This is a genomic window from Candidatus Hydrogenedentota bacterium (assembly GCA_019637335.1).
In the GTDB taxonomy this organism is placed as follows: domain Bacteria; phylum Hydrogenedentota; class Hydrogenedentia; order Hydrogenedentales; family JAEUWI01; genus JAEUWI01.
On the sequence record JAHBVV010000002.1, the window covers coordinates 393,687 to 413,335 of the forward strand.

Here is a 19,649-nt window from a genome sequence, read left to right on the forward strand (position 1 = left end):
ATGGCAAACCTTCGCGACATAAAACGCCGCATCGGCAGCGTAAAGAGCACGCAGAAGATCACCAAAGCCATGAAAATGGTCGCGGCGTCAAAGCTGCGCCGCGCCCAGGCCGCAATCACCCAGGCCCGCCCCTACGCCGCCCGCATGCGCGCCCTCGTGGACAGCCTCACGCGCCGCTCCGAGTTTGAAGGGCATCCACTCCTCCGCGGCGGCGACCCCGACACGGTGGCGCTGATCGTCGTCACCTCCGACAAAGGGCTCTGCGGCGGATTCAATACGAATATTGTCAACCGCGCGCTTGCCGTCGCCGAGAACAAATTCAAGGGGCGCCAGGTCGAACTGATCGTGGCCGGCAGGAAGGGCCTGGAAGCGCTGAAGCGCCGCCCGGTCACCATACGCCATAATTACACCGGCATGGCCGATCAGCCCGCCACGCTGGCACAGACCATCGTCCAGGATATCTCCCGGGAATTCGCGCTCGGTAAGATCGGCGAAGTCTTCGTCGTCTACAACGAGTTCAAGTCCGCCGTCCAGCAGGCCGTGACGCTGGATCGCCTGCTTCCCTTCGAGCCCGAAGCCCCCGCGGGCGGCGGCGGCGGCGAGCAAGCGAAACCGCTCGACTACCTCTACGAGCCGTCGGACGAAGCCATCTTCGAGGCCCTGCTGGTGCAAAACCTCGAGATACAGGTACACCGCATCCTCCTGGAATCCTCCGCCAGCGAACTCGGCGCGCGCATGACCGCCATGGACGCCGCCACCCGAAACGCCGGCGAAGTTATCGGGAAACTGACCCTGCAGTACAACCGCGCGCGGCAGAACGCGATCACCACCGAGCTCATCGAAGTGATCAGCGGAGCCGAGGCGCTCTAAATAGCGGGCGAACGCCCCGCTTGGCGATCGAATAAAGAAACAGACCCGGAAACAGGCGCGCACACGAATGCGACGCCCGCGCTCCGGCACACGAAAGAGTATGTGGAGAAACAAATGAACACAGGCCGCATTTCCCAGGTCATCGGTCCCGTCGTGGACGTGCGCTTCGAACCCGGAAGCCTGCCCCCCATCTACCAGGCCCTGTCCATCGCGCGGCAGGACGGCAGCACCCTGATCTGCGAAGTCGCCCAGCACCTCGGCGAGAACACCGTCCGCGCCGTCGCCATGGACAGCACCGACGGCCTCGTCCGCGGCATGGAGGCGGCCGACACCGGATCCTTCATCACCACCCCCGTCGGCAAGGACATCCTCGGCCGCATTCTCAACGTCATCGGCGAGCCCGTCGACGCGCTCGGGCCCGTGAATGCCGAAACCCGCTGGCCCATACACCGCCCCGCCCCCAGCTTCGAGGACCTCGACACCTCCACCGAAATGTTCGAGACCGGCATCAAGGTCATCGACCTGCTCGCGCCCTACTGCAAGGGCGGGAAGACCGGCCTCTTCGGCGGCGCGGGCGTGGGCAAAACCGTGCTCATTATGGAGCTCATCAACAACGTCGCCAAACAGCACGGCGGCTACTCCGTCTTTGCCGGCGTGGGCGAGCGTACCCGCGAAGGCAACGACCTCTGGCTCGAAATGAAGGAGTCCGGCGTTATCGACAAGGCCGCCCTCATCTACGGCCAGATGACCGAGCCCCCCGGAGCCCGCGCACGCGTCGCGCTCACCGGCCTCACCGCCGCCGAGTACTTCCGCGACGAGGAAGGCCAGGACGTGCTCCTCTTCATCGACAACATCTTCCGATTCACCCAGGCCGGCTCCGAAGTGTCCGCCCTCCTCGGCCGCATGCCGAGCGCCGTGGGATACCAGCCCACACTCGCGTCCGAAATGGGCGAGCTCCAGGAACGCATCACCACCACCAAGAAGGGCTCCATCACCTCCGTCCAGGCCGTATACGTGCCCGCGGACGATCTGACCGACCCCGCGCCCGCAACCACCTTCGCGCACCTCGACGCCACCACCGTGCTCTCCCGCCAGATCGCCGAGCTCGGCATCTACCCCGCCGTGGACCCGCTCGACTCCACCAGCCGCATTCTTGACCCCCGCATCCTCGGCGATGAGCACTACCAGGTAGCCCGTGGCGTCCAGGAGCTGCTCCAGCGCTACAAGGACCTCCAGGACATCATCGCCATTCTCGGCATGGACGAACTCTCCGAGGACGACAAGAAGACCGTCGCGCGCGCGCGCCGCATTCAGCGTTTCCTGTCGCAGCCCTTCTTCGTCGCCGAACAATTCACCGGCATGGCCGGAAAATTCGTCTCCGTCGCCGATACCGTGCGCAGCGCAAAGGCCATCCTCGAAGGCGAACACGACGATCTCCCCGAAAGCGCGTTCCTCTACTGCGGCGCCATTGAGGAAGTGCTTGAAAAAGCGGGTAAACTGGACAAGAGCGCGTGACGATGGAAAACACGACCCTCAAATTCGAGCTGTGCTCGCCCGGCCGCGAACTGGTCGAATACGAGATTCGCGAGGCGGTCATTCCCGGCGAATCGGGGGTCTTCACGGTCTATCCAGGCCATACCCCAACGCTGAGCACACTCATCCCCGGTGTGCTAACTATCCGAGACGCCAGCGACGCCGAACACTTCTTCGCGGTGCACGGCGGCTTCGTCGAAGTCCGCGAGGACGCCATCCGCATCCTGGCCGACACCTTTGAGGCCCAGGAGGACATCGACAAGGAACGCGCCGAGGCCGATCTGGAGCAGGCCCGCGAGCTGCTCCGGCGCCCGGCCGACTCCATCGAGTTCGCCCGCGCCGAAGTCGCCCTGGCCCGCGCAACCGCCCGCCTCCGGGCAAGCGCGCGCCACTCGTACCACTGAACCGCCCTGCGGAAAGCGCCCGCCCGGAGAACGCCACCGTGCCCGAACGCATCGACGAGTCCTGGTACACGCGCCCCGGAGCGCTACCGGAGCGTGTATCCGCCGGCGGCGTGATCATTCGCATTGAGCGCGGAGCCCTCCTCGTCGCCCTGGTCCACGAGAAGGGATGTAGCGGCTACGTGCTCCCCAAAGGCGGCGTCGATGCCGGCGAATCCCTCGAAGAAGGCGCGCGCCGAGAAATCCAGGAGGAATCGGGACTCAACGATCTCGCCCTCATCGGCGATTTGGCCGTTCTCGAGCGCCTCAGTGAAGAAAAGGATAAGTGGTCCATCAACCACTACCTCCTCTTCCTTACCAGCCAGATCGAAGGAACCATCCTCGACACCGAGCACCACGACGAGCTCATTTGGGCCCCGCTGGACGCCCTACCCGCCATGTTCTGGCCCGACGAGCGCAAACTCCTCGAATCCAACCGCAAGACCATCTACGACCGCATCATCGCCCACCAGAACCCCCGAAAGCGAAAACGCGGCTTCGTCTGACGCCCCCCGCAGCTTCCCCATCCCCCCACTCCACAAAAGCCGCCCCTCATTTCCCGTGCCACGCGATTCGGCAACGCCGATTCGTGTGCCCGTCCCCAGGACACCCCAAACCAGCACGACCCCCGAACCCCAGCGGTTACTTCCTCATCACGCAATCAACGCATTTCCCACGCACAGTTCACAACGCACAATTCACAACTTGCCCAAGTCCCCCAAATCCCTTATCATGAGCGGTCGGGCGCTGAGGCCCCGCCACAAGCGTGGCGCTTAACTCCAGCCCGATACGGAAGATCCACGGGAGAACGCCATGAAGCACCACCACCCGGCCGCCCCCGCCCGGCTCCGCGCCGCCATCTGGGCCACCGCGCTCGCCCTGGCCTTCTCGGCCGCCGCCCAGCCACCCAACGATCCGGCCGCCATGTGGAATGAAACCACTTTATATCGCGACAGCTACGGCGTCCCGCACATCCAATCCGCGTCGGCCCGCGGCATGGCCTTCGCCTTCGGATACGCACAGGCCCAGGACCACCTCGAACCCATGCTCATGGCCTACCGGGTCGCCCTGGGACGCGCCGCGGAAGTCGGCGGCGAACCCTTCGCCGAAAGTGACGCCTTCGCGGTCAAGATCGCCAACGCCGAAGTCGCCGCCGCCGCCTTCGCCACCGCCGATCCCCTGACCCGCGATCTCTGCGAAGGCTTCGCGCTCGGCGTCAATGCCTGGCTGCTGGAAAACCAGCACCTCGCCCCCGCCTGGGCCGAGGGGGTGCAACCCAAGGATGTACTCGCCTGGTGGCACTACCTCATGGTCGCCTCCGCTCCCTTCGACCTCCCCGGCGTATACGGGCCGCCGCCGCCCCTCGAACGCGCCAACGCCTGGGCGCTCGCCCCCGAACGAACCCAGGAAGGCGCGGCCATCCTCGCCATGGCCCCCTTCCAGCACCACACCGGGCCCTACCGCTGGTACGAAGCGCATCTTATGGTCGGCGGCGTCAACTGGGCCGGCGCCACCCTCTACGGCGTGCCCGCGCTCATGATGGGCCACAATGAACACCTGGGTTGGGCCCTCACCCCAAACCGCGCCGACACCGCGGACTTCTTCCAGGAGGACCTGAGCGGCCCGGCCCGGAATCCCGCAAGCATCTCCATTCCATCGGCCATCCAGGACGTTGCGCCCCTCCTCACCTTTATGGCCGCCGCAAAGCCCTACTACGTGCGCACCGCCTCCGGGCTCGTCGAGCGCGCCGTTCCCTCCCACATTGGCGCGCGCGGCCCCATCTTTGAGGGCGCCGACGGACGCCTCTACTCCTGGCGAAACGGCAACTTCCAGCAATTCGGCGGGCTCCGCCAGCTCATGATGATGGGCCAGGCCACCAACCTCGACTCCTTCCGCGCCGCCGCCGCCATGCAGCAGCTCGGCAATTTCCAGATCCTCTACGCGGACAAGGCCGGCGAGCTCTTCTACGCCTACAACGCGCGCACGGGCAACAAGAACGCCGCCCTGGCCGATAACGAACCCCGCCCCGTGAACTGGGCCGTCCCCCAGGCCGCCGCCCGCGATCTCTGGGCCTGGCAGGCCATCATACCCTTCCAGCAACTGCCCCAGATCACCAGCCCGGAAAGCGGCTTCCTCCAGGCCTGCGGGACGCCCCCGTCGCTCGCCACGTCCAATAGCAAGCTCGATCCCGCCGCCTGGCCCAGCTGGCTCGCGCCCGAGTTGCCAAGTTACCGCGTCTTCCGCGTCAACCAACTCCTCGCCGCCGGGCGCTACTCCTTCGCCGACATGCGCGCCATGCACTTCGACACCCTCGTCCCCGCCGCCGTCGACATGGTCCCGCTGCTCCTGCGCATGGCCGAGGCCCGCGCCAATGTCGTCAAGCGCTCCCACCCCGACCTCGCCGCCGCCCTCGCCCTGCTGCGCGGCTGGGACCTTCAGGCCAACCCGGACAGCCAAGCCACGGCCTTCTACACGATCTGGTGGAACTTGATGCTCAAGCGCCACGCCGCCCAGTTTCAGAACGAGGCCGGCCTCTACCAGGCCCTGCTCGCCAATTCCGAACAGGCACAGGGCTACGCCCTGGACGCCGCCGCCGAAGCCGCCCGCGTCATGCGCAATGACTTCAACGCCGTAGCCGTGCCCTGGGGACAGGTGCACCGCATCCACCGCGGCAACCGCAACGAGGCCATGCCGGGCGCAAGCGCCGGCGACTCGCTTTTTTACGCCGGAAACGCCGCTTTCGCAAACCGCCAGTGGCATGCCAACTTCAGCTACGGCTTCGCCATGACCGTTCAGTTCACGCCGGAAACCCGCGCCGCCAGCATCGTACCTTTCGGCGCCAGCGAAAACCCCGCTTCCCCGAATTTCGCCGACCAAATGGGCCTCTTCCTCGACCGGCGCATGAAAAGGACCCATTTTCAGCACAGCGACGTCATTCGAAACGCCGCCGTGGGCTTCGGGAGCCAGGTCGCTCTCGGCGCGCCCGGCGTGTTGGGTTTCTGCGCGCTCTCCATGGACCGGCCCGGCGCCGTGAAGATGGAGGCCATCCCGGAACCGCCACGGCCCTACCCCGGCGGGCGCGTGCCCTTCGGACCGGCAATCCGACCGATCTTTGACGGCCCCGCGCCCAATCACGCCTGGAGCGTCGAGCTCTACGTGCCCGAGGATATCTGTGAAGCACGCCATCAGAACCAGCTGCGCCTCTACACCTACAGCCAGGAGAGCGGATGGCTGCCCATCGCCGGGCAACGCTACAATCCCGACAACGGCGCCTTCACCGGCGGCGGCGCGGGGCGCTACCTCATCGCCATACTCGGCCCGAACGAATACAAGCTCGAGCCCGCCCCAGAACCAGAAGACGTCCTGGTGCTACCCGCCACCATTGCGGACGCCACGCCTTCTCCCGACTTCCTCCGCGCCCCCCCCATTCAGGAGCAACCGGTCCCCGCCCAATCCCGTGATACGATTCCAGACCCGCGGCGAAACACCAGGGGGAACGCGGCCCCGGACGGCCCGCCGGAGGGTGTCGCCGGCGCTTCCGTGGAGTTCACACCGCCAGCGCCCCCCGCGGACGCGTTCTACGATGTCGAGTACCTCGACGGCGGGCGAGGGCCGGAGCACCCCCCCGAACTGGCCGGACAGCCCGAAAAAAAGCGCGGTGTCCTCGCGCCATTTCGAAAACTGCTCCGCGGAAAGAACCAGGACGAGCCCCAACCACAGCCCGAATAACACCCGGATAATTCCCGCGGCCACGGCAAATCCACAATCCCTCAACGTCCGCCAACGTGGCCTGGCCTTCCAAGCCGAGGCAACGCGAGCGGTGCCTTCGAACAGCCCATCAACGCCACCAACGCACCCTCGGAATCCGGACGCGAATCTATACTACCTTCATTCGTGACCAATCGCGGTTGGAACCCATCGAATTCCTTCTCTATCCGTGCGATCCGTGTAATCCGTGGTCAATATTCCAGATCGCCGCCAATCGCCGCGCTGACTCCATTCCCGGGTCAAACAAAACTTTTGTGTTCTCTGTGTTCTTTGTGGCCCCCGATCCAATCCCCCCCGCGCATCAACCCCCCATCCCGACTCGGCTCAATTCCATGTAACATTTTAGCCGCCTGAAGCAGCAACACGCGGAAACAGCACGAACGGACCGATAATATCCGAGGAAGCGCGGCAAAGGATCGCGGACATTCGTGTCCGCGGCAACGTGAGCCCACCTCCAAAAAGTTCCCCTCACCCCAGCATAACCACCTCGCAAGGAAAGTGGCACAGCCGTCCCGGCTGTGTTCAGCGCCGAAGGCGCAAATGTAGGATGGCCGTCCCGGCTGTCCACCGCGCCGTAAGGCGCAAAGGATCGCGGACATTTTTGTCCGCGGCAGGACGAGCGCATGACATCTCGTGATCGATGTCTACTTGAAGAGGCACGGGTCCCCAGTACTTTCCGCTACTGGGGGCACCGGGTTTCTATTCCAGACCTATCGCGTCTCATTTTGTCCCGAGCTCTCTTTGCCGCGGACGGAATGTCCACGATCCTGCTATTCACGCCGGTCTTGACCGAGAATCGCTTCCACGGCGGTGGGTGCTTCATTCCGCTAACGTGTTACGAGTCTTCGAACCCGCTCAATAATCTCTCTTATTCGTGTGAATTTGTGTTCATTCGTGGTTGACAATCTTCTTTGCTTCAGACGGCTAAACTGTTACAATTCCATATACCTTGGCATGGCCCCCTGTCCTCCTACGCCCCCCTCCAATCGTCGTACTACAAAGGAACCAAGACCCAGACCCCATGGAGGACAGCCAACCATGAGCAACATCACTATTCCACAGCCACGCTTCACCGACTCGCCAGGCATGCGGATCGCCGGCGTCGCGGCGCGCTACGGCTGCAACGACACGGCCGGCATACCGTCGCAGTGGGCCCTCTTCGCCACATTCGTCGGGCAAATTCCAAACGTCATTGACGGTCCGGCCTGGGGCGTGTGCGCGTGCGCCGAAGACGCCGCGCCGGGCGAGTTCGACTACTACGCGGGCGTCGAAGTCCGGGGCGAGCCCAACCTGCCGGACGGCCTCTCGTCTATCGTGCTGCCCGCGCACCGCTACGCGGCCTTCCACACCGGCGAGCACATTTCAACCATTCAGCCGCTATTCACGGCAATCTGGCAGGAATGGCTGCCGGCTTCGGGCTACCGCGTATGCGGCGACACACTCGAACGCTACGGCGAGGAATTCGACCCCCATTCCGGCGACGGCGGCTTCGAACTCTGGCTTCCCGTGGAGCCCGCGGACGCGTAGGCCCGCCCTCCGCCGCAATGCGCTACGGCAGATACCGCCCGCCCGAGACCACCTGAAGCAGGGAGCATTCCGTGGCGGTCATCCGGACCCAGCGATGCCGCAGGCTGTGAATCGCGATCGCAAAGCCCGCCGCAAAGCCGCCCAGGTGCGCCCAATACGCCACGTTGCCGCCGCCGCTCCAGGCCCCCCAGATGTCGAACGCGAGCCAGAACAGAATCATCCAGACGCTGGAGATGCTGAACGTCCCGCTTCGCAGAACAATGGTCCAGAAACATCGAACATCGTTCCGCGGAAAGTAAACCAGGAACATCCCGACCACCCCGTTAATCGCGCCGCTCGCCCCAATGGCGACGCCGCCCGTGAAAAGGTTGTGAAAAATTCCCGCGATCCCCGCCATAGCGAAAAAAAGCCCCGCGAATCGCGCATTGCCCACCTTCGCGCACACCGCGTTCCCGAAAGTCCATAGAAAGAGCATGTTCCCCAGCAGGTGAAACAGGTCCGCGTGCAGAAACACATGGCCAAACAGGCCGATCGGATTCCAACCGTCAAGCGGGAGCAGGGCCAGCGGCGAATCGGTGGTCGCCCCGAATCCCGAGAGGGAAGTGAAGACGATCAGGCCGATCAGGGCAAAATTCGCCACAGGCCAGCGGTACATCGTCACATCCACCGCATAGGGCATCAAAATCATTGGCATTCTCCCAACCGCCGCCGCGGCAAGCCGCGCGGCCCGGCCATTGTACACCAGAAGCCGCCGCCGGCTTGTCCTTTCCGGGCCGCCCCGTTCGTTGATTAGGTGAAAACACGCGCTTGAAAACCGTGCCAAAAGCGTGCATGGTGGATCCGGGTAGCAATCGGGCAGTTATCGCAAGGCGCCAGGCGTGGATCTCCTGGTCCACCGCCACAAGCAGCACAACGAGGAATCACACGTATGGGAAGGAAACTGGGTATTGCGTTCTCCATCCTGGCGGCGCTCGTCGCCGTCTTCTGCGTGGTCGTCGCGTTACAGCCCGCCGACTTCCGCATCGAGCGAAGCGCGTCCATCGACGCCCCGCCGGAGAACGTCTTCGCGCTGGTGAACAACTTCCGCCACTGGGATCGCTGGTCGCCCTGGGCCAGGCGCGACCCCGAAATGACCGCCGCCTACGAGGGGCCGGAGGCGGGAGCCGGCGCCGTGTACGCATGGGCCGGCAACAACGAAGTCGGTGAAGGGCGCATGACCATCACCGAAAGCATTCCCCACGCACGCATCGAAATTCAGCTCGATTTCTTCCGCCCCTTCGCCGCCACCAATACGGCCGTCTTCACCTTTGCGGAGTCGGGCGGAGCCACGTCGGTCACCTGGAGCATGGAAGGCCGGAACAATTTCCTCGCCAAGGCCTTCAATCTGCTCATGGACATGGACGCGATGGTCGGAGGCGATTTCGAAAAGGGCCTCGCGGCCATGAAATCCGCCGCGGAAACTTCCAACACCGGAGAAAGCGCCCCATGACGGAAATGCGGGACAGGTGCGCCCGGGGAAGGAACGAATCCATTGACAACCCGACCGCAAGTCTCGCGCCGCGATAAGCGGCCGCCGCAAGCTCGCGGCCATCTTCAGGTAACCACACATACAACGTAAAGGATATCGCCAATGAACCAGGAACCTTCCCCAGCCGCCGTGTCCCCCGCCGCGCGGTGGGCCAGCTACGTCATGAGTGCGCTGCCGGTCCTCCTGTTGCTCTTCAGCGCCGTCATGAAACTCATCCGGCACGCCTCCGTCGTCGAGGGCATGCCGCAAATGGGCTACCCCGTCTGGCTCGCGGCCCCCATTGGCGCGGTAGAGCTCCTGTGCACCGTCCTGTACCTCATCCCGCGAACCGCCGTGCTCGGGGCCATCCTGCTGACCGGTTATCTCGGCGGAGCCACGGCCACACACGTGCGCATGGAGGATCCCAATTTCCACATGGCCGTGATCATTGGCGTGATGCTCTGGGGCGGCCTCTACCTGCGCGACCCGAGAATCCGCGACCTGATCCCCCTGCGGCGGCAGGGAGCGGCGAAGGAGGACAGCCGGTGAGAGGGACGAACGGATCCGAGGATCGTGAAATCAAACTCGCCCGCGTTTTCAATGCCCCGAGGGAAGCCGTCTTCCGTGCATGGACCGATCCCGACCAGGTTGCGCAATGGTGGGGACCCGATGGATTCTCGACCGTCACCGAATCCATGGACGTGCGCCCCGGTGGCGTATGGCGATTCGTGATGCACGGCCCCGACGGCGTCGAATACAGCAACGTCGTCGTCTTTCAGGATATTGCGCCCCCCGATCGCCTCGCGTATATCCACGGAGGCGCCCCGGATGACCCGCACGCCTTTGAAGTAAACGTTGCCTTCAAGCCCGCCGGCGCGGGGACCCGGGTCACGATGGTGATGCGCTTCCCGACCCGGGAATGCCGCGATCTCGTCATAAAGGAGCACGGCGCGCTCGAAGGGGGCAACCAGACGCTCGCTCGGCTGGCGACCTGCCTCGAGAAAGGGGCCTGCCGGGACCCGAAACAACAACGAACCACCGAAAAGGAGGAACCATGAAAGTAGAGCCCTACCTGTTCCTGGATGGACGATGCGAGGAAGCCCTCGATTTCTACCGGGAGACCCTCGGCGCAAAGATCGGCATGATGATGCGCTTCAAGGAAATGCCGGAACCCCACGAGCCCGGTATGATTCCGCCCGGAGCCGAAGAGAAAATCATGCACGCGGACTTCCACATCGGCGACTCCCTGATCATGGTCTCCGACGGCCGGTGCGACGGAGGCACGCGCCAGGATGGATTCTCGCTCGCAATTACCGTCCCGACGGTTGAGGAGGCCGACCGCCTCTTCAATGCGCTCGCCGCCAGCGGCACCGTGCAGATGCCCATCGCCGAGACCTTCTTCTCGCCGCGTTTCGGCATGGTGCGGGACAAGTTTGGCGTATCCTGGATGATACTGGCGGATGGCCCCGCACCGTCCCGTTAAGACCAGCTTTCCGCCTGGCCCGGGGCGCGGGCATGCCTTCGGGGCATGTTCGCGCCCGCCGGGCCACGCCCCTGCGCGTCAGGCGCGTTAGTCGGGCATGTCGTCCGGGAACTGCTTCGGCTGTACGCGCTCCGCTTTCCACTCGTTGAACGTCGTGCGCGGCGACATCGGCACGCGTGCAATCAGCGCCGCGCGCGAAAGCACGTGCGCCACGATCGGCGCGGTGACGCACAGGAACAGCGCGATCAGCACCGCGCGCACGCGGATCGCCGGATCGTCGAAATAGAGCGCAATCGCCACCAGGCTCGATATAACCCCGACTGTCCCCGCCTTTGTCGCAGCGTGCATGCGCAGGAACACATCGTCAAACCGCAGCAGGCCAATCGCCGCGATCAGGGTAAAAAGCCCCGCAATCCATAGAAGGGCCGCTACCAGCACATCGATCATTCCCGGGTTCCCTTCTGAATGTAGAGCGCGAAGGCCACGCTCCCCACGAAGCCCACCAGGGCGGCCACAATAGCCACGCTGAGAAAATAGGACTCGCCCGACTTGATCGCGTCCACCACGATCATCCCGATCATGCACGTCGCGATAAAATCCAGCGCAACCACACGATCCGAAAGCGATGGCCCGCGAATCAGCCGGATGAGCGCGATCAGCAGCGCGATCCCGTACATGAACGCTACGGCGTCTGTCGTCGATTGAATGATCATGCTACGCCCCCCCTCATTCGAACAGCCGGATCAGGCGCGCTTCGAGCCCGCGCTTGATCGCGCGCCGAACGGCCTCCGGGTCTTTGGCGTCGATTACATGCACATAAAGCGTCTTTCCGTCCGCCGTGAGATCAATACTCATCGTTCCGGGCGTCAGCGTCACCGCGTTCGCCAGGATCGTCCGCTCCGCCGCCGATCGCGTGTCAAGCGGGACCGCAACCACCCCCGGGCGAACCCGCCGGAAGGGCCAGACTGTCGCCAGCGCCACGTCAATCGCCCCCACGATCACCTCCCAGCCGAAATACGCCACAAACGACACAAAGTGGTACACCTTCTTCCGGTAGTTTTGGTTGCGCGTGATCTCCGGGTGTACGCTCAGCACCGCATACCCCACCAAAAACCCGACGACGAGATTGGTCACGTTCACCGCGCCCGATGCGGCGCACCACGTAAGCGCAAGCACAATATTGAGCAGCAGCGACTTCAAGATTCCCCTCCCAACACCGCCGAAATATATACGGCGGGATCCAGCAACTGCTCCGCGATCGCCAGGCAGAGCGAGAACGATGCTTCCGCGGCGACCGCAAGAACGATGCTGAACAGGGCCAGCACGCCGCCCGGCAGCGCTACGCCCCAGGCACGCCAGGCCGAAATGCGGCGTTCGGGACCCGGCGCCGGAGCCGGCTTCCAGAAGGCCTCGTTCCAGATCTTCGTCATCGAATACAGCGTAAGAATGCTCACGCCCAGCGATACCGCCACCGTGAAGTAGGCCCCACCCGCCAGCCCGGCCTGAACCAGCGCCAACTTACCCAGAAACCCCGAGAAGGGCGGCAGGCCCGCCAGGGACATCGCGGGCAACGCAAACAGCACCGCCAGCGCGGGCCGCGACTCCAGCAACCCGCCAAGTTGCTTCAGATCCGAAGTCCCCCGGAGATAGTGCGCCAGCGCCCCCGCCACAAACAAGGCCGCCTTCGCCGCCATCACGTGAACCAGAAAGAAGATCGTGGCGGCCAGCCCGCCCGCGCTGAACAGCGCCAGCCCGAACACCAGGTAACCGATCTGGCTGACAATGTGAAACGAAAGCAGGCGCCGCAAATCATACTGGACCACCGCCCCCAGTACCCCCGTCACCATCGTAAGCCCCGCGACCACGAGAAGAATGGGCTGAAAATACGCCTGGTCCAGCGGGAAGATAAGGGTCATCGTCCGGATCAGCGCATACACCCCCACCTTCGTGAGCAGCGCCGAGAACAGCGCCGTCACCACGTGCGGCGGCGTGTGATAGGAAGCGGGAAGCCACGAGAACAAGGGAAACACCCCCGCCTTGATGCCAAAAGCCACCAGCAGCATTCCGCCCGCCGCCTGCCGCAGGGATGCATTCTCGTAAAACGGAAGGCGCTGCGCGAGATCCGCCAGGTTCAGCGTCCCCGTCTTCCCGTAGAGAATCCCCGCCGCGGACAGGAAAATGACCGAACCCAGCAGGTTCATCGTGACATACTTCACGGCCCCGTCAATCTGCGCCCCCCGCCCGCCGAGGACAATCAGCACGAACGACGCGATGAGCAGGACCTCAAACCACACATACAGATTAAACAGATCCCCGGTCAGGAACGCCCCGTTGACCCCCGCTAGCAACACGAAGTACAGAAAAAAATACCCGTCCTTCAGCCGCCGCGGTGAAATGCTCGAAACCGAAAACAGCGACATCAGCAGGGCCATGATTCCGCTCATTAACACCATCAGCGCCGAAAGGCCATCCGCCACCAGCGTAATGCCATAGGGAGCCTCCCACCCCCCCGCCGCCAGCACCTCGATCCGCCCCGGCAACACCCGCGCCGCCAGCACCGACGACGCCGCGAGAAGGAGCGCCGATCCCAACACGCCAAGCCACCGCTGCGGCGCCGGGCGGCCCGTGCAGCAGGCGCACGCGGCCGCCATCGCCAGCGGGATGGCTATCGGTAGTATCAGTAATACGTCGGACACTTGGTTCCCTATCAAATCTCGGTATGGCGGAGTTCGTCGATATCGTCCGTACCCACAACATCGTACGCCCGCCGGAACAGGACCAGCGCAAACGCCGTAACCCCGAAGCTGATGACAATGGCCGTCAGCACAAGCGCCTGCGGCACCGGATCCGCCCCGCTCGCCTCCGCCGCCTGCATCCCCTCCGGCACCAGGGGGGCCGGGCTCCGCACAATGCCCGCGGACGTAAACACGAGCATGTTCGCCGCGTGGCTCAGCAGCATGATGCCGAGGATCACCTTCAGATAGCTGCGGCGCATGATCAGGTAAAAGCCGCAGCCAAACAACACCGCTATCAGAAGCGCAAGGCTAATCTGCATGATCGCACTCCAGCATCGCGAACGCGATCTTAAGCACAACGCCCGCCACAACCAGGTACACGCCCACGTCAAACAACAACGGCGTCCCCAGCGTCACCGGGCCCAGCAGCGGAGCCTCGATTGTCCGCCACACCCCCGTCAGGAACGGGCGGCCGTCCAACACCCCCGCCACCCCGCTCGCCAACGCGACGCCCAGCCCCCCCGCGATCAGCGACTCCGGAGACACCGGAACCGCGCGCCGGGCCGCCGATACGTTTTGCGCGAGCGCGTGAAGAATAAACGCCGTCGCCACCACGAGACCCCCGACAAATCCGCCCCCGGGCTCGTTGTGCCCCCGAAGCAGCAGCAACAGCGAAAGCAACAGCATAATCGCCTTCAGCACGTTCGCCCAGTAATACAGGAGAATCGAGTTCATGCGCGGTGTCTCCGAAGGTTACGCAACCGAAGCAGCGCGTGCGCCCCGAAAGCCGCCACCGCCAGCACCGTTATCTCCCCCAGCGTGTCCAGTGCGCGAAAATCCACCAGGATCACATTCACCACGTTGCGCCCGTGCGCCAGGGGATAGCTGTTCTCCCGGTAGAACTGCGCCACCGGTTGAGCCTGCGTCACCGCCAGCGTGCTGTACACCAACACCCCCATCAACCCGCCCGCAAGCGCGGCAATCATCGCATCCCGACGCCGGACCCTCGGCGCCGAAAGCACCCGGAATCCCGGCATCGCCGCCGCAAGCAGGGCAAAGAAAACCACCGTCAGCGATTCCACCACAATCTGGGTCTTCGCCAGGTCCGGCGCGCCGTAAAACACATAGAGCAGTGCGATGCCATAGCCCACCACACCCAGGCAGGCCAGCGCCCCGAAGCGCGAATCCACGCGCGTCGTGCCCAGGGCCGCCACCGCCACCAGCACCACCGTGATGATCTCGTGGAACCGAATGCCCACCAACTCGAATGCCAGCGGGCGGATCTCGAGTTGTGACGCCCCGGCCACCGCCGCAATTACGCACACGAGCACCGCGAGGAGATAGTAGCGAAGGTAGCCGTGCTGGAGAAAGGCCGTCTGCGCGCGCGCGGTGGCAAGCATCCCCTCCAGCGCGCCCCGGTAGGCCGCTTCCGGGCCCGCCCGATCAAGCCACCCGAACAAACCGGCAAAGCGCCGCCAGCGAGCGCGCGCCAGGATCGCGGCCAGGCCGATGCCAAGCGTGAGCATGCTCAGCAGGAACGCCGAGTTCACCCCATGCCACAGCTTCAGCTTGAACTCCAGCCCCTCGCCAAGCACCGCGCCGCCCCCCGGCGCGAGGAGAACCTTGCCAAATATAAAGGGGTAGAGCCCAGCCGCCAGGCCCAGGCCGCCCAACACCACCGGGCCGATCCACATGCCCATCGGCGCCTCGTGCACCGCCCCGGAAACCGCCGCGCTCCGCCGCCGCCAAAACGGCAGTACGCCCGCCGCCGCCGCAACATACACATTCGCCACGTTCGCGAATACCGCCACCCCCACAAAAACCTGAACCGCCAGCGGCGCATACAACACCGCCTCGTAAACCGACTCCTTACCCACAAAACCAAGCAGCGGCGGGAGACCCGCCATCGAAAGCGCCGCCAGCAAGCCCCCGATCGCCGTCGCCGGCATCAGGCGCCCCAACCCGCCCAGACGCTCAAAATCCGTCTCGTGCGTCTCGTGAATAATCGAGCCCGCAACCATAAAAAGCGCCGCCTTATAAAAAGCGTGGACAAACAAAAACACCTTGAACGCCGTGATGGACAGCGGCGTGCCCAGGCCGATACAAAGCACCAGCGTACCCAGCGCAACCACCGTCGAATAAGCCAGCATCGGCTTCAACGCCGTCTGCCGAAGCGCCAGCCAGCCCGCCGCCAGCATCGTCGCCCCGCCCAGACCCGCCAGCGACCAGAACCAGAGCTCCGTCCCCCCAAGCGCCGGGCTCAGCCGCGCCAGCAAATAAACACCCCCCTTCACCATCGTCGAGCTGTGCAGATACGCGCTCGCCGGCGTCGGGGCCGCCATCGCGTTCGGAAGCCAGTAATGAAACGGAAACTGCGCCGACTTCGTCGCCGCACCCGCAAGTATCAACAGAAGTATCGCCAGATAATGCGGGTGCTCGGCCAGGCCCGGCGTCGCAATGATAACCGTCAAATCATAGGACCCCGCCGCGTTCCCCAGCAGGACCAGGCCCGCCAGCATCGCCAGACCGCCCGCCCCCGTCGTCAACAGCGCCTGCAACGCCGCGCTCCGCGACTTCTCCTGGTCGTGCTCAAACCCGATCAGCAGATACGACGCAATGCTCGTCAGCTCCCAGAACACAAACAGAACAAACACATTGTCCGCAAGCACCACCCCCAGCATCGCGCCCATGAAAAACAGGAGATACGCCATGAAGCGCCCACGCCGCGGATCCCCCCGAAAATACGCCGACGCGTACAGGCAGATCAGCACCCCGATCCCCGAAATCAAAAGCCCAAACGCGATCCCCAGCCCGTCCAGGCGAAACGTAAGATCAAGCCCCAGAGACGGCGCCCACGGAATAATCCCCAGGCGCGCGGGCGAATGGCCCCCAAGCGCATGGAGATCCAGCAAGGTCCGAAAAAGGTAGGCGAACACCACCGCCGGCGCAAACGCGCACACCAGCCCCAACGCCCGGCCAAGAGACCGGGCGACAAACGGAACCAACAGCGCGCCGGCAAACGGCGCAAGAATCACGATCCAGGACATGTCGCTACTGCAAGACCGGGGAAATGCGGGCCGCCGCGCGATAAAGGTGCGGCCACCACTCTCGCGCCGGATTCACGAGCTTGGGGACCACGTCGGGGATCCGGGCAAAAAAAGACCGGATGGGCTGCCCACGACTAATAAATACATCTGGGGCCAGTTTCGAATTCACCCGGCCGCCAGGACAACGGCCCAGCCCGCAACACGAAAAACGCAAACCCGCAAGCGCGATCACAACAAGGCGCTTGCGGGAACGATAACTAGATGGTGAACGGGGTGGGGATCGAACCCACGACCACCGGATTAAAAGTCCGATGCTCTACCGACTGAGCTACCCGTTCGCCTGGGAGTCCTGCACGGACACAAGCCGTCCCTCACCGGTGAACGAACGGTCATTCTAGTAAACACAGGCCGCCGCGCGCAAGTTTCACGGGACCTGCGATGCGGCGGGCGCGGTGGCGATCGCGCCGGGCGCGGCGGCGCAGCCCGATCGCGCGGGCGGCCTGTGCTATAGTGCGCGGCGCATGGATAGCGCAAAAAGAGAGACCGCCGCATCGCCGGAAAAGGCCGCATCAGGCATACAACCGCTTGCGGCCGCGCGGCGCGTCTGGCGCGCCTCCCGGACCGATGTCCGGGCCACCGCGCTGCTTTTCCTCGCGGCCTTCCTCAGTGGCGCCATCTACACCGCCACCTGGGGCGGCAAGCCGGAATTCTGGCAGCAGGTCTTCGCCCCGTCCGTGATGGCGGCCTGCGGACACGGTTTCAACAACCCCGATCTCCGCGAGCTCCCCGCGCTGGAGGATTTCCTCTACCTCCGCGCGCCCGACTTTGACTGCGCCGGCATCCCCAACGGCGTGACAATCCTCCCCCGCGATACCAGCGGCATGACCTACGGCGAGATCCAGGCCTTTCATCCCCACCCACACTTCCCCGGCTGGACTTACTGGCAACAGTTTCACCGCTACCTGCTCCTCAGCGTCGCCCTGTGTTTCTGGCTCTTCGGAGTCGCCTGGCAATCCCTCCTGCCGCTCTACGGACTGCTGTATGGCGCGGCCAACGCCCTCGCCTACGGCATCTTCCGCCTCGCCATGGGGCGCGGCCTCGCCTGCGCTTTCGCCGTCATGCTGATGGCCTCCCCCCTGCACCTACAGCAACTCCCCCAGTTGCGCGACTACGCCAAAGCCCCCTTCTTCTTTCTTCTCATCCTCGCGGTGGGCTGGCTCTTGAAGCGCCCGCGCCCGCTGAAATTGGCGCTGCCCACCGCCGCCGTCGCCGGCCTCGCCGGCGGACTGGGACTGGGCTTCCGCCAGGACGTCTCCATCGCCGCGGCCGTCTTCTGCGCGCTCATGCTGGCCTTCTGGCCCGCCCCCCTCATGGCCTCGTGGTCTCGGCGCCTCGCGGTGGTTATTGTGTTCTGCGCCGCCTTCATCCTGACCGGTGCGCCTATCCTCAACGTGCTGTCGCGCGTGAACAACTCCACACACGACACGATCATCGGATTCACGCAATACTGCGACCAGCGGCTCGGCGTCGGGGCGCCGCTCTATGATTTCGGGGACCCCTTCAAGGACGAGTACGTCCGCGCCATGATCATGCGCCACGCCCAACAGGCCGGACAGCCCCCCACACTGTTCCGCCACTACTCGCCCGAATACGATGCCGCCGGCCGCGCCTGGTTTCGCGATATGGTTCGCCTCTTCCCCGCCGACCTTCTGATCCGCGGCTACGCGTCCGTCCTGCGAACCGTTGATGAACTCCAGATCAGCCGCGCCGCAAGCGCGCCGCGCGGTGTGACGAACCAATTCCTCGTCCGCCTCTTCCAATGGCGGCAGGCCGCGCTCGATGCCCTCCCCGGCGGCGGGCGATACCACGTCGCCGCCATGCTGCTGCTGATTGCCGCGGCAAGTCTCCGGCTCGGATTCGCGGCCCTCTTCGGCATGCTCGTGCTCGCCGGTTACCCCGCGCTGCGTTTCAGCGAGCGCCACGCGTTCCACATGGAGTTCATCGCCCTCCTCGCCGCAGGCTTCCTCCTCTACATCGCCTGGCGCGCCGCCCGACGCGCATGGGCCGAACGCCAAAACGCCTCTTTCGCGGCCCTCGCCCGCAAATCGAAACCATACGTGGCCCGCGCGGCCGTGTTTGCGCTGATCGCCGCCGCCCTGCTCCTGGCCCCGCTATACGCCGCGCGCGCCTGGCAGTCGGGCCAGGTGCGCGACCTCCTTCACGCCTATGCCGCCGCGGATCGCGTACCGCTGGAGACTGTTATCACGCCCGCCGATGACGGCGCCGCTCTAATTGCATTCCCGGGCCTGGATCTGGAAATCCCGCCGGACCAGCACGTCCTCGTGAAGGTGCTCGTCCTGGCGTTCCGCCCCGGCGACACACCCATTCCGCTGAATTTCCGCTTCCACGCCAATCACCCGAACTTCCAGTTTGATCGCTGGATGTCCGTCCCCGATCAACCAGACGACACCGGCCTCACGCACGTCTACTACCCGCTCTACCGCGTTGAAGAATGCGCCTTCACCGGAATCGCCCTGCCACAGTCTGCGCTCGATCGTCTCGAGGCCGTCTATACGCTAACGGATACGCCCGACGCGCCCATCCTGCTGAACGCCGTGCTGCCCCCGGATTGGGAAGCCGCATCGCGGTATCAGACACTGACTCGCTGAGACAAAATTGGCGCCCGCGCGGAATTGCGCTATGCTGTACGCGGATGCCGCGCCGTGGCGTTCAATTCCC

At 64.6% G+C, this 19,649-nt stretch carries 19 protein-coding genes and 1 tRNA gene; 11 read left to right on the top strand and 9 right to left on the bottom strand.

Annotated elements, in window-relative coordinates; genetic code table 11:
* From atpG to KF886_05150, 6 genes are all read left to right on the top strand, one after another.
* Positions 1 to 870, top strand: coding sequence for an ATP synthase F1 subunit gamma (atpG, locus tag KF886_05125; protein MBX3176720.1), 870 nt, complete (start codon positions 1 to 3; stop codon positions 868 to 870).
* 114 nt (positions 871 to 984) lie between these two features.
* Positions 985 to 2,385, top strand: a complete 1,401-nt coding sequence (gene atpD, locus KF886_05130; GenBank protein MBX3176721.1) for a F0F1 ATP synthase subunit beta — start codon at positions 985 to 987, stop codon at positions 2,383 to 2,385.
* Between the two features lie 2 nt (positions 2,386 to 2,387).
* Positions 2,388 to 2,807: an ATP synthase F1 subunit epsilon gene (atpC, locus tag KF886_05135; GenBank protein ID MBX3176722.1), complete on the top strand. Its 420-nt coding sequence runs from the start codon at positions 2,388 to 2,390 to the stop codon at positions 2,805 to 2,807.
* Positions 2,808 to 2,857: 50 nt separating this feature from the next.
* Positions 2,858 to 3,349 carry an NUDIX hydrolase gene (locus KF886_05140; GenBank protein MBX3176723.1) on the top strand — a complete coding sequence of 164 codons (492 nt, stop codon included), beginning with the start codon at positions 2,858 to 2,860 and terminating at the stop codon, positions 3,347 to 3,349.
* A gap of 307 nt (positions 3,350 to 3,656) precedes the next feature.
* The gene (locus KF886_05145) at positions 3,657 to 6,572 is read left to right on the top strand and encodes a penicillin acylase family protein (protein ID MBX3176724.1); all 2,916 of its coding nucleotides are present in this window, start codon (positions 3,657 to 3,659) and stop codon (positions 6,570 to 6,572) included.
* A gap of 1,077 nt (positions 6,573 to 7,649) precedes the next feature.
* Entirely contained in the window at positions 7,650 to 8,138 is a 489-nt protein-coding gene (locus KF886_05150) for an AraC family transcriptional regulator (protein ID MBX3176725.1), read from the top strand.
* A 22-nt stretch (positions 8,139 to 8,160) separates the two neighbouring features.
* Here KF886_05150 and KF886_05155 read toward each other — a convergent pair whose 3' ends face one another.
* A complete protein-coding gene (locus tag KF886_05155) occupies positions 8,161 to 8,826 on the bottom strand; it encodes a rhomboid family intramembrane serine protease (GenBank protein ID MBX3176726.1) in 666 nt (221 codons plus the stop codon).
* Positions 8,827 to 9,066: 240 nt separating this feature from the next.
* Here KF886_05155 and KF886_05160 point away from each other — a divergent pair, with 240 nt between their 5' ends.
* From KF886_05160 to KF886_05175, 4 genes are all read left to right on the top strand, one after another.
* Positions 9,067 to 9,627 carry an SRPBCC family protein gene (locus tag KF886_05160; protein MBX3176727.1) on the top strand — a complete coding sequence of 187 codons (561 nt, stop codon included), beginning with the start codon at positions 9,067 to 9,069 and terminating at the stop codon, positions 9,625 to 9,627.
* A 141-nt stretch (positions 9,628 to 9,768) separates the two neighbouring features.
* A complete protein-coding gene (locus tag KF886_05165) occupies positions 9,769 to 10,194 on the top strand; it encodes a DoxX family protein (protein MBX3176728.1) in 426 nt (141 codons plus the stop codon).
* On the top strand, positions 10,191 to 10,703 hold the full coding sequence (locus KF886_05170) for an SRPBCC family protein (GenBank protein ID MBX3176729.1): 513 nt from the start codon (positions 10,191 to 10,193) through the stop codon (positions 10,701 to 10,703). Before KF886_05165 ends, KF886_05170 begins: the two co-directional genes overlap by 4 nt.
* A complete protein-coding gene (locus KF886_05175) occupies positions 10,700 to 11,128 on the top strand; it encodes a VOC family protein (protein MBX3176730.1) in 429 nt (142 codons plus the stop codon). Before KF886_05170 ends, KF886_05175 begins: the two co-directional genes overlap by 4 nt.
* An 87-nt stretch (positions 11,129 to 11,215) precedes the next feature.
* On the opposite strand, the gene mnhG is transcribed toward KF886_05175, so the two are convergent.
* The 8 genes from mnhG to KF886_05215 all read right to left on the bottom strand — a co-directional run bounded on the left by mnhG (position 11,216) and on the right by KF886_05215 (position 17,248).
* Complete coding sequence (mnhG, locus tag KF886_05180) at positions 11,216 to 11,575, bottom strand: monovalent cation/H(+) antiporter subunit G (protein MBX3176731.1); 360 nt, start codon at positions 11,573 to 11,575, stop codon at positions 11,216 to 11,218.
* Positions 11,572 to 11,841: a pH regulation protein F gene (locus KF886_05185; protein ID MBX3176732.1), complete on the bottom strand. Its 270-nt coding sequence runs from the start codon at positions 11,839 to 11,841 to the stop codon at positions 11,572 to 11,574. Before KF886_05185 ends, mnhG begins: the two co-directional genes overlap by 4 nt.
* Before the next feature lie 13 nt (positions 11,842 to 11,854).
* The gene (locus KF886_05190) at positions 11,855 to 12,328 is read right to left on the bottom strand and encodes a Na+/H+ antiporter subunit E (protein MBX3176733.1); all 474 of its coding nucleotides are present in this window, start codon (positions 12,326 to 12,328) and stop codon (positions 11,855 to 11,857) included.
* Positions 12,325 to 13,779 (bottom strand): Na+/H+ antiporter subunit D, encoded by a 1,455-nt coding sequence (locus KF886_05195; protein MBX3176734.1) that lies wholly within the window; start codon positions 13,777 to 13,779, stop codon positions 12,325 to 12,327. The genes KF886_05190 and KF886_05195 overlap by 4 nt, the downstream gene beginning before the upstream one ends.
* Before the next feature lie 56 nt (positions 13,780 to 13,835).
* Positions 13,836 to 14,183 (bottom strand): Na+/H+ antiporter subunit C, encoded by a 348-nt coding sequence (locus KF886_05200; GenBank protein ID MBX3176735.1) that lies wholly within the window; start codon positions 14,181 to 14,183, stop codon positions 13,836 to 13,838.
* Positions 14,173 to 14,598 (bottom strand): Na+/H+ antiporter subunit B, encoded by a 426-nt coding sequence (locus tag KF886_05205; GenBank protein ID MBX3176736.1) that lies wholly within the window; start codon positions 14,596 to 14,598, stop codon positions 14,173 to 14,175. Before KF886_05205 ends, KF886_05200 begins: the two co-directional genes overlap by 11 nt.
* Complete coding sequence (locus KF886_05210) at positions 14,595 to 16,910, bottom strand: DUF4040 domain-containing protein (protein ID MBX3176737.1); 2,316 nt, start codon at positions 16,908 to 16,910, stop codon at positions 14,595 to 14,597. Before KF886_05210 ends, KF886_05205 begins: the two co-directional genes overlap by 4 nt.
* A gap of 262 nt (positions 16,911 to 17,172) precedes the next feature.
* Positions 17,173 to 17,248 (bottom strand) — tRNA-Lys (locus tag KF886_05215).
* Positions 17,249 to 17,362: 114 nt separating this feature from the next.
* On the opposite strand from KF886_05215, the gene KF886_05220 reads away from it, so the two are divergent.
* Positions 17,363 to 19,579: a hypothetical protein gene (locus KF886_05220; protein MBX3176738.1), complete on the top strand. Its 2,217-nt coding sequence runs from the start codon at positions 17,363 to 17,365 to the stop codon at positions 19,577 to 19,579.
* Positions 19,580 to 19,649 lie beyond the last annotated feature (70 nt).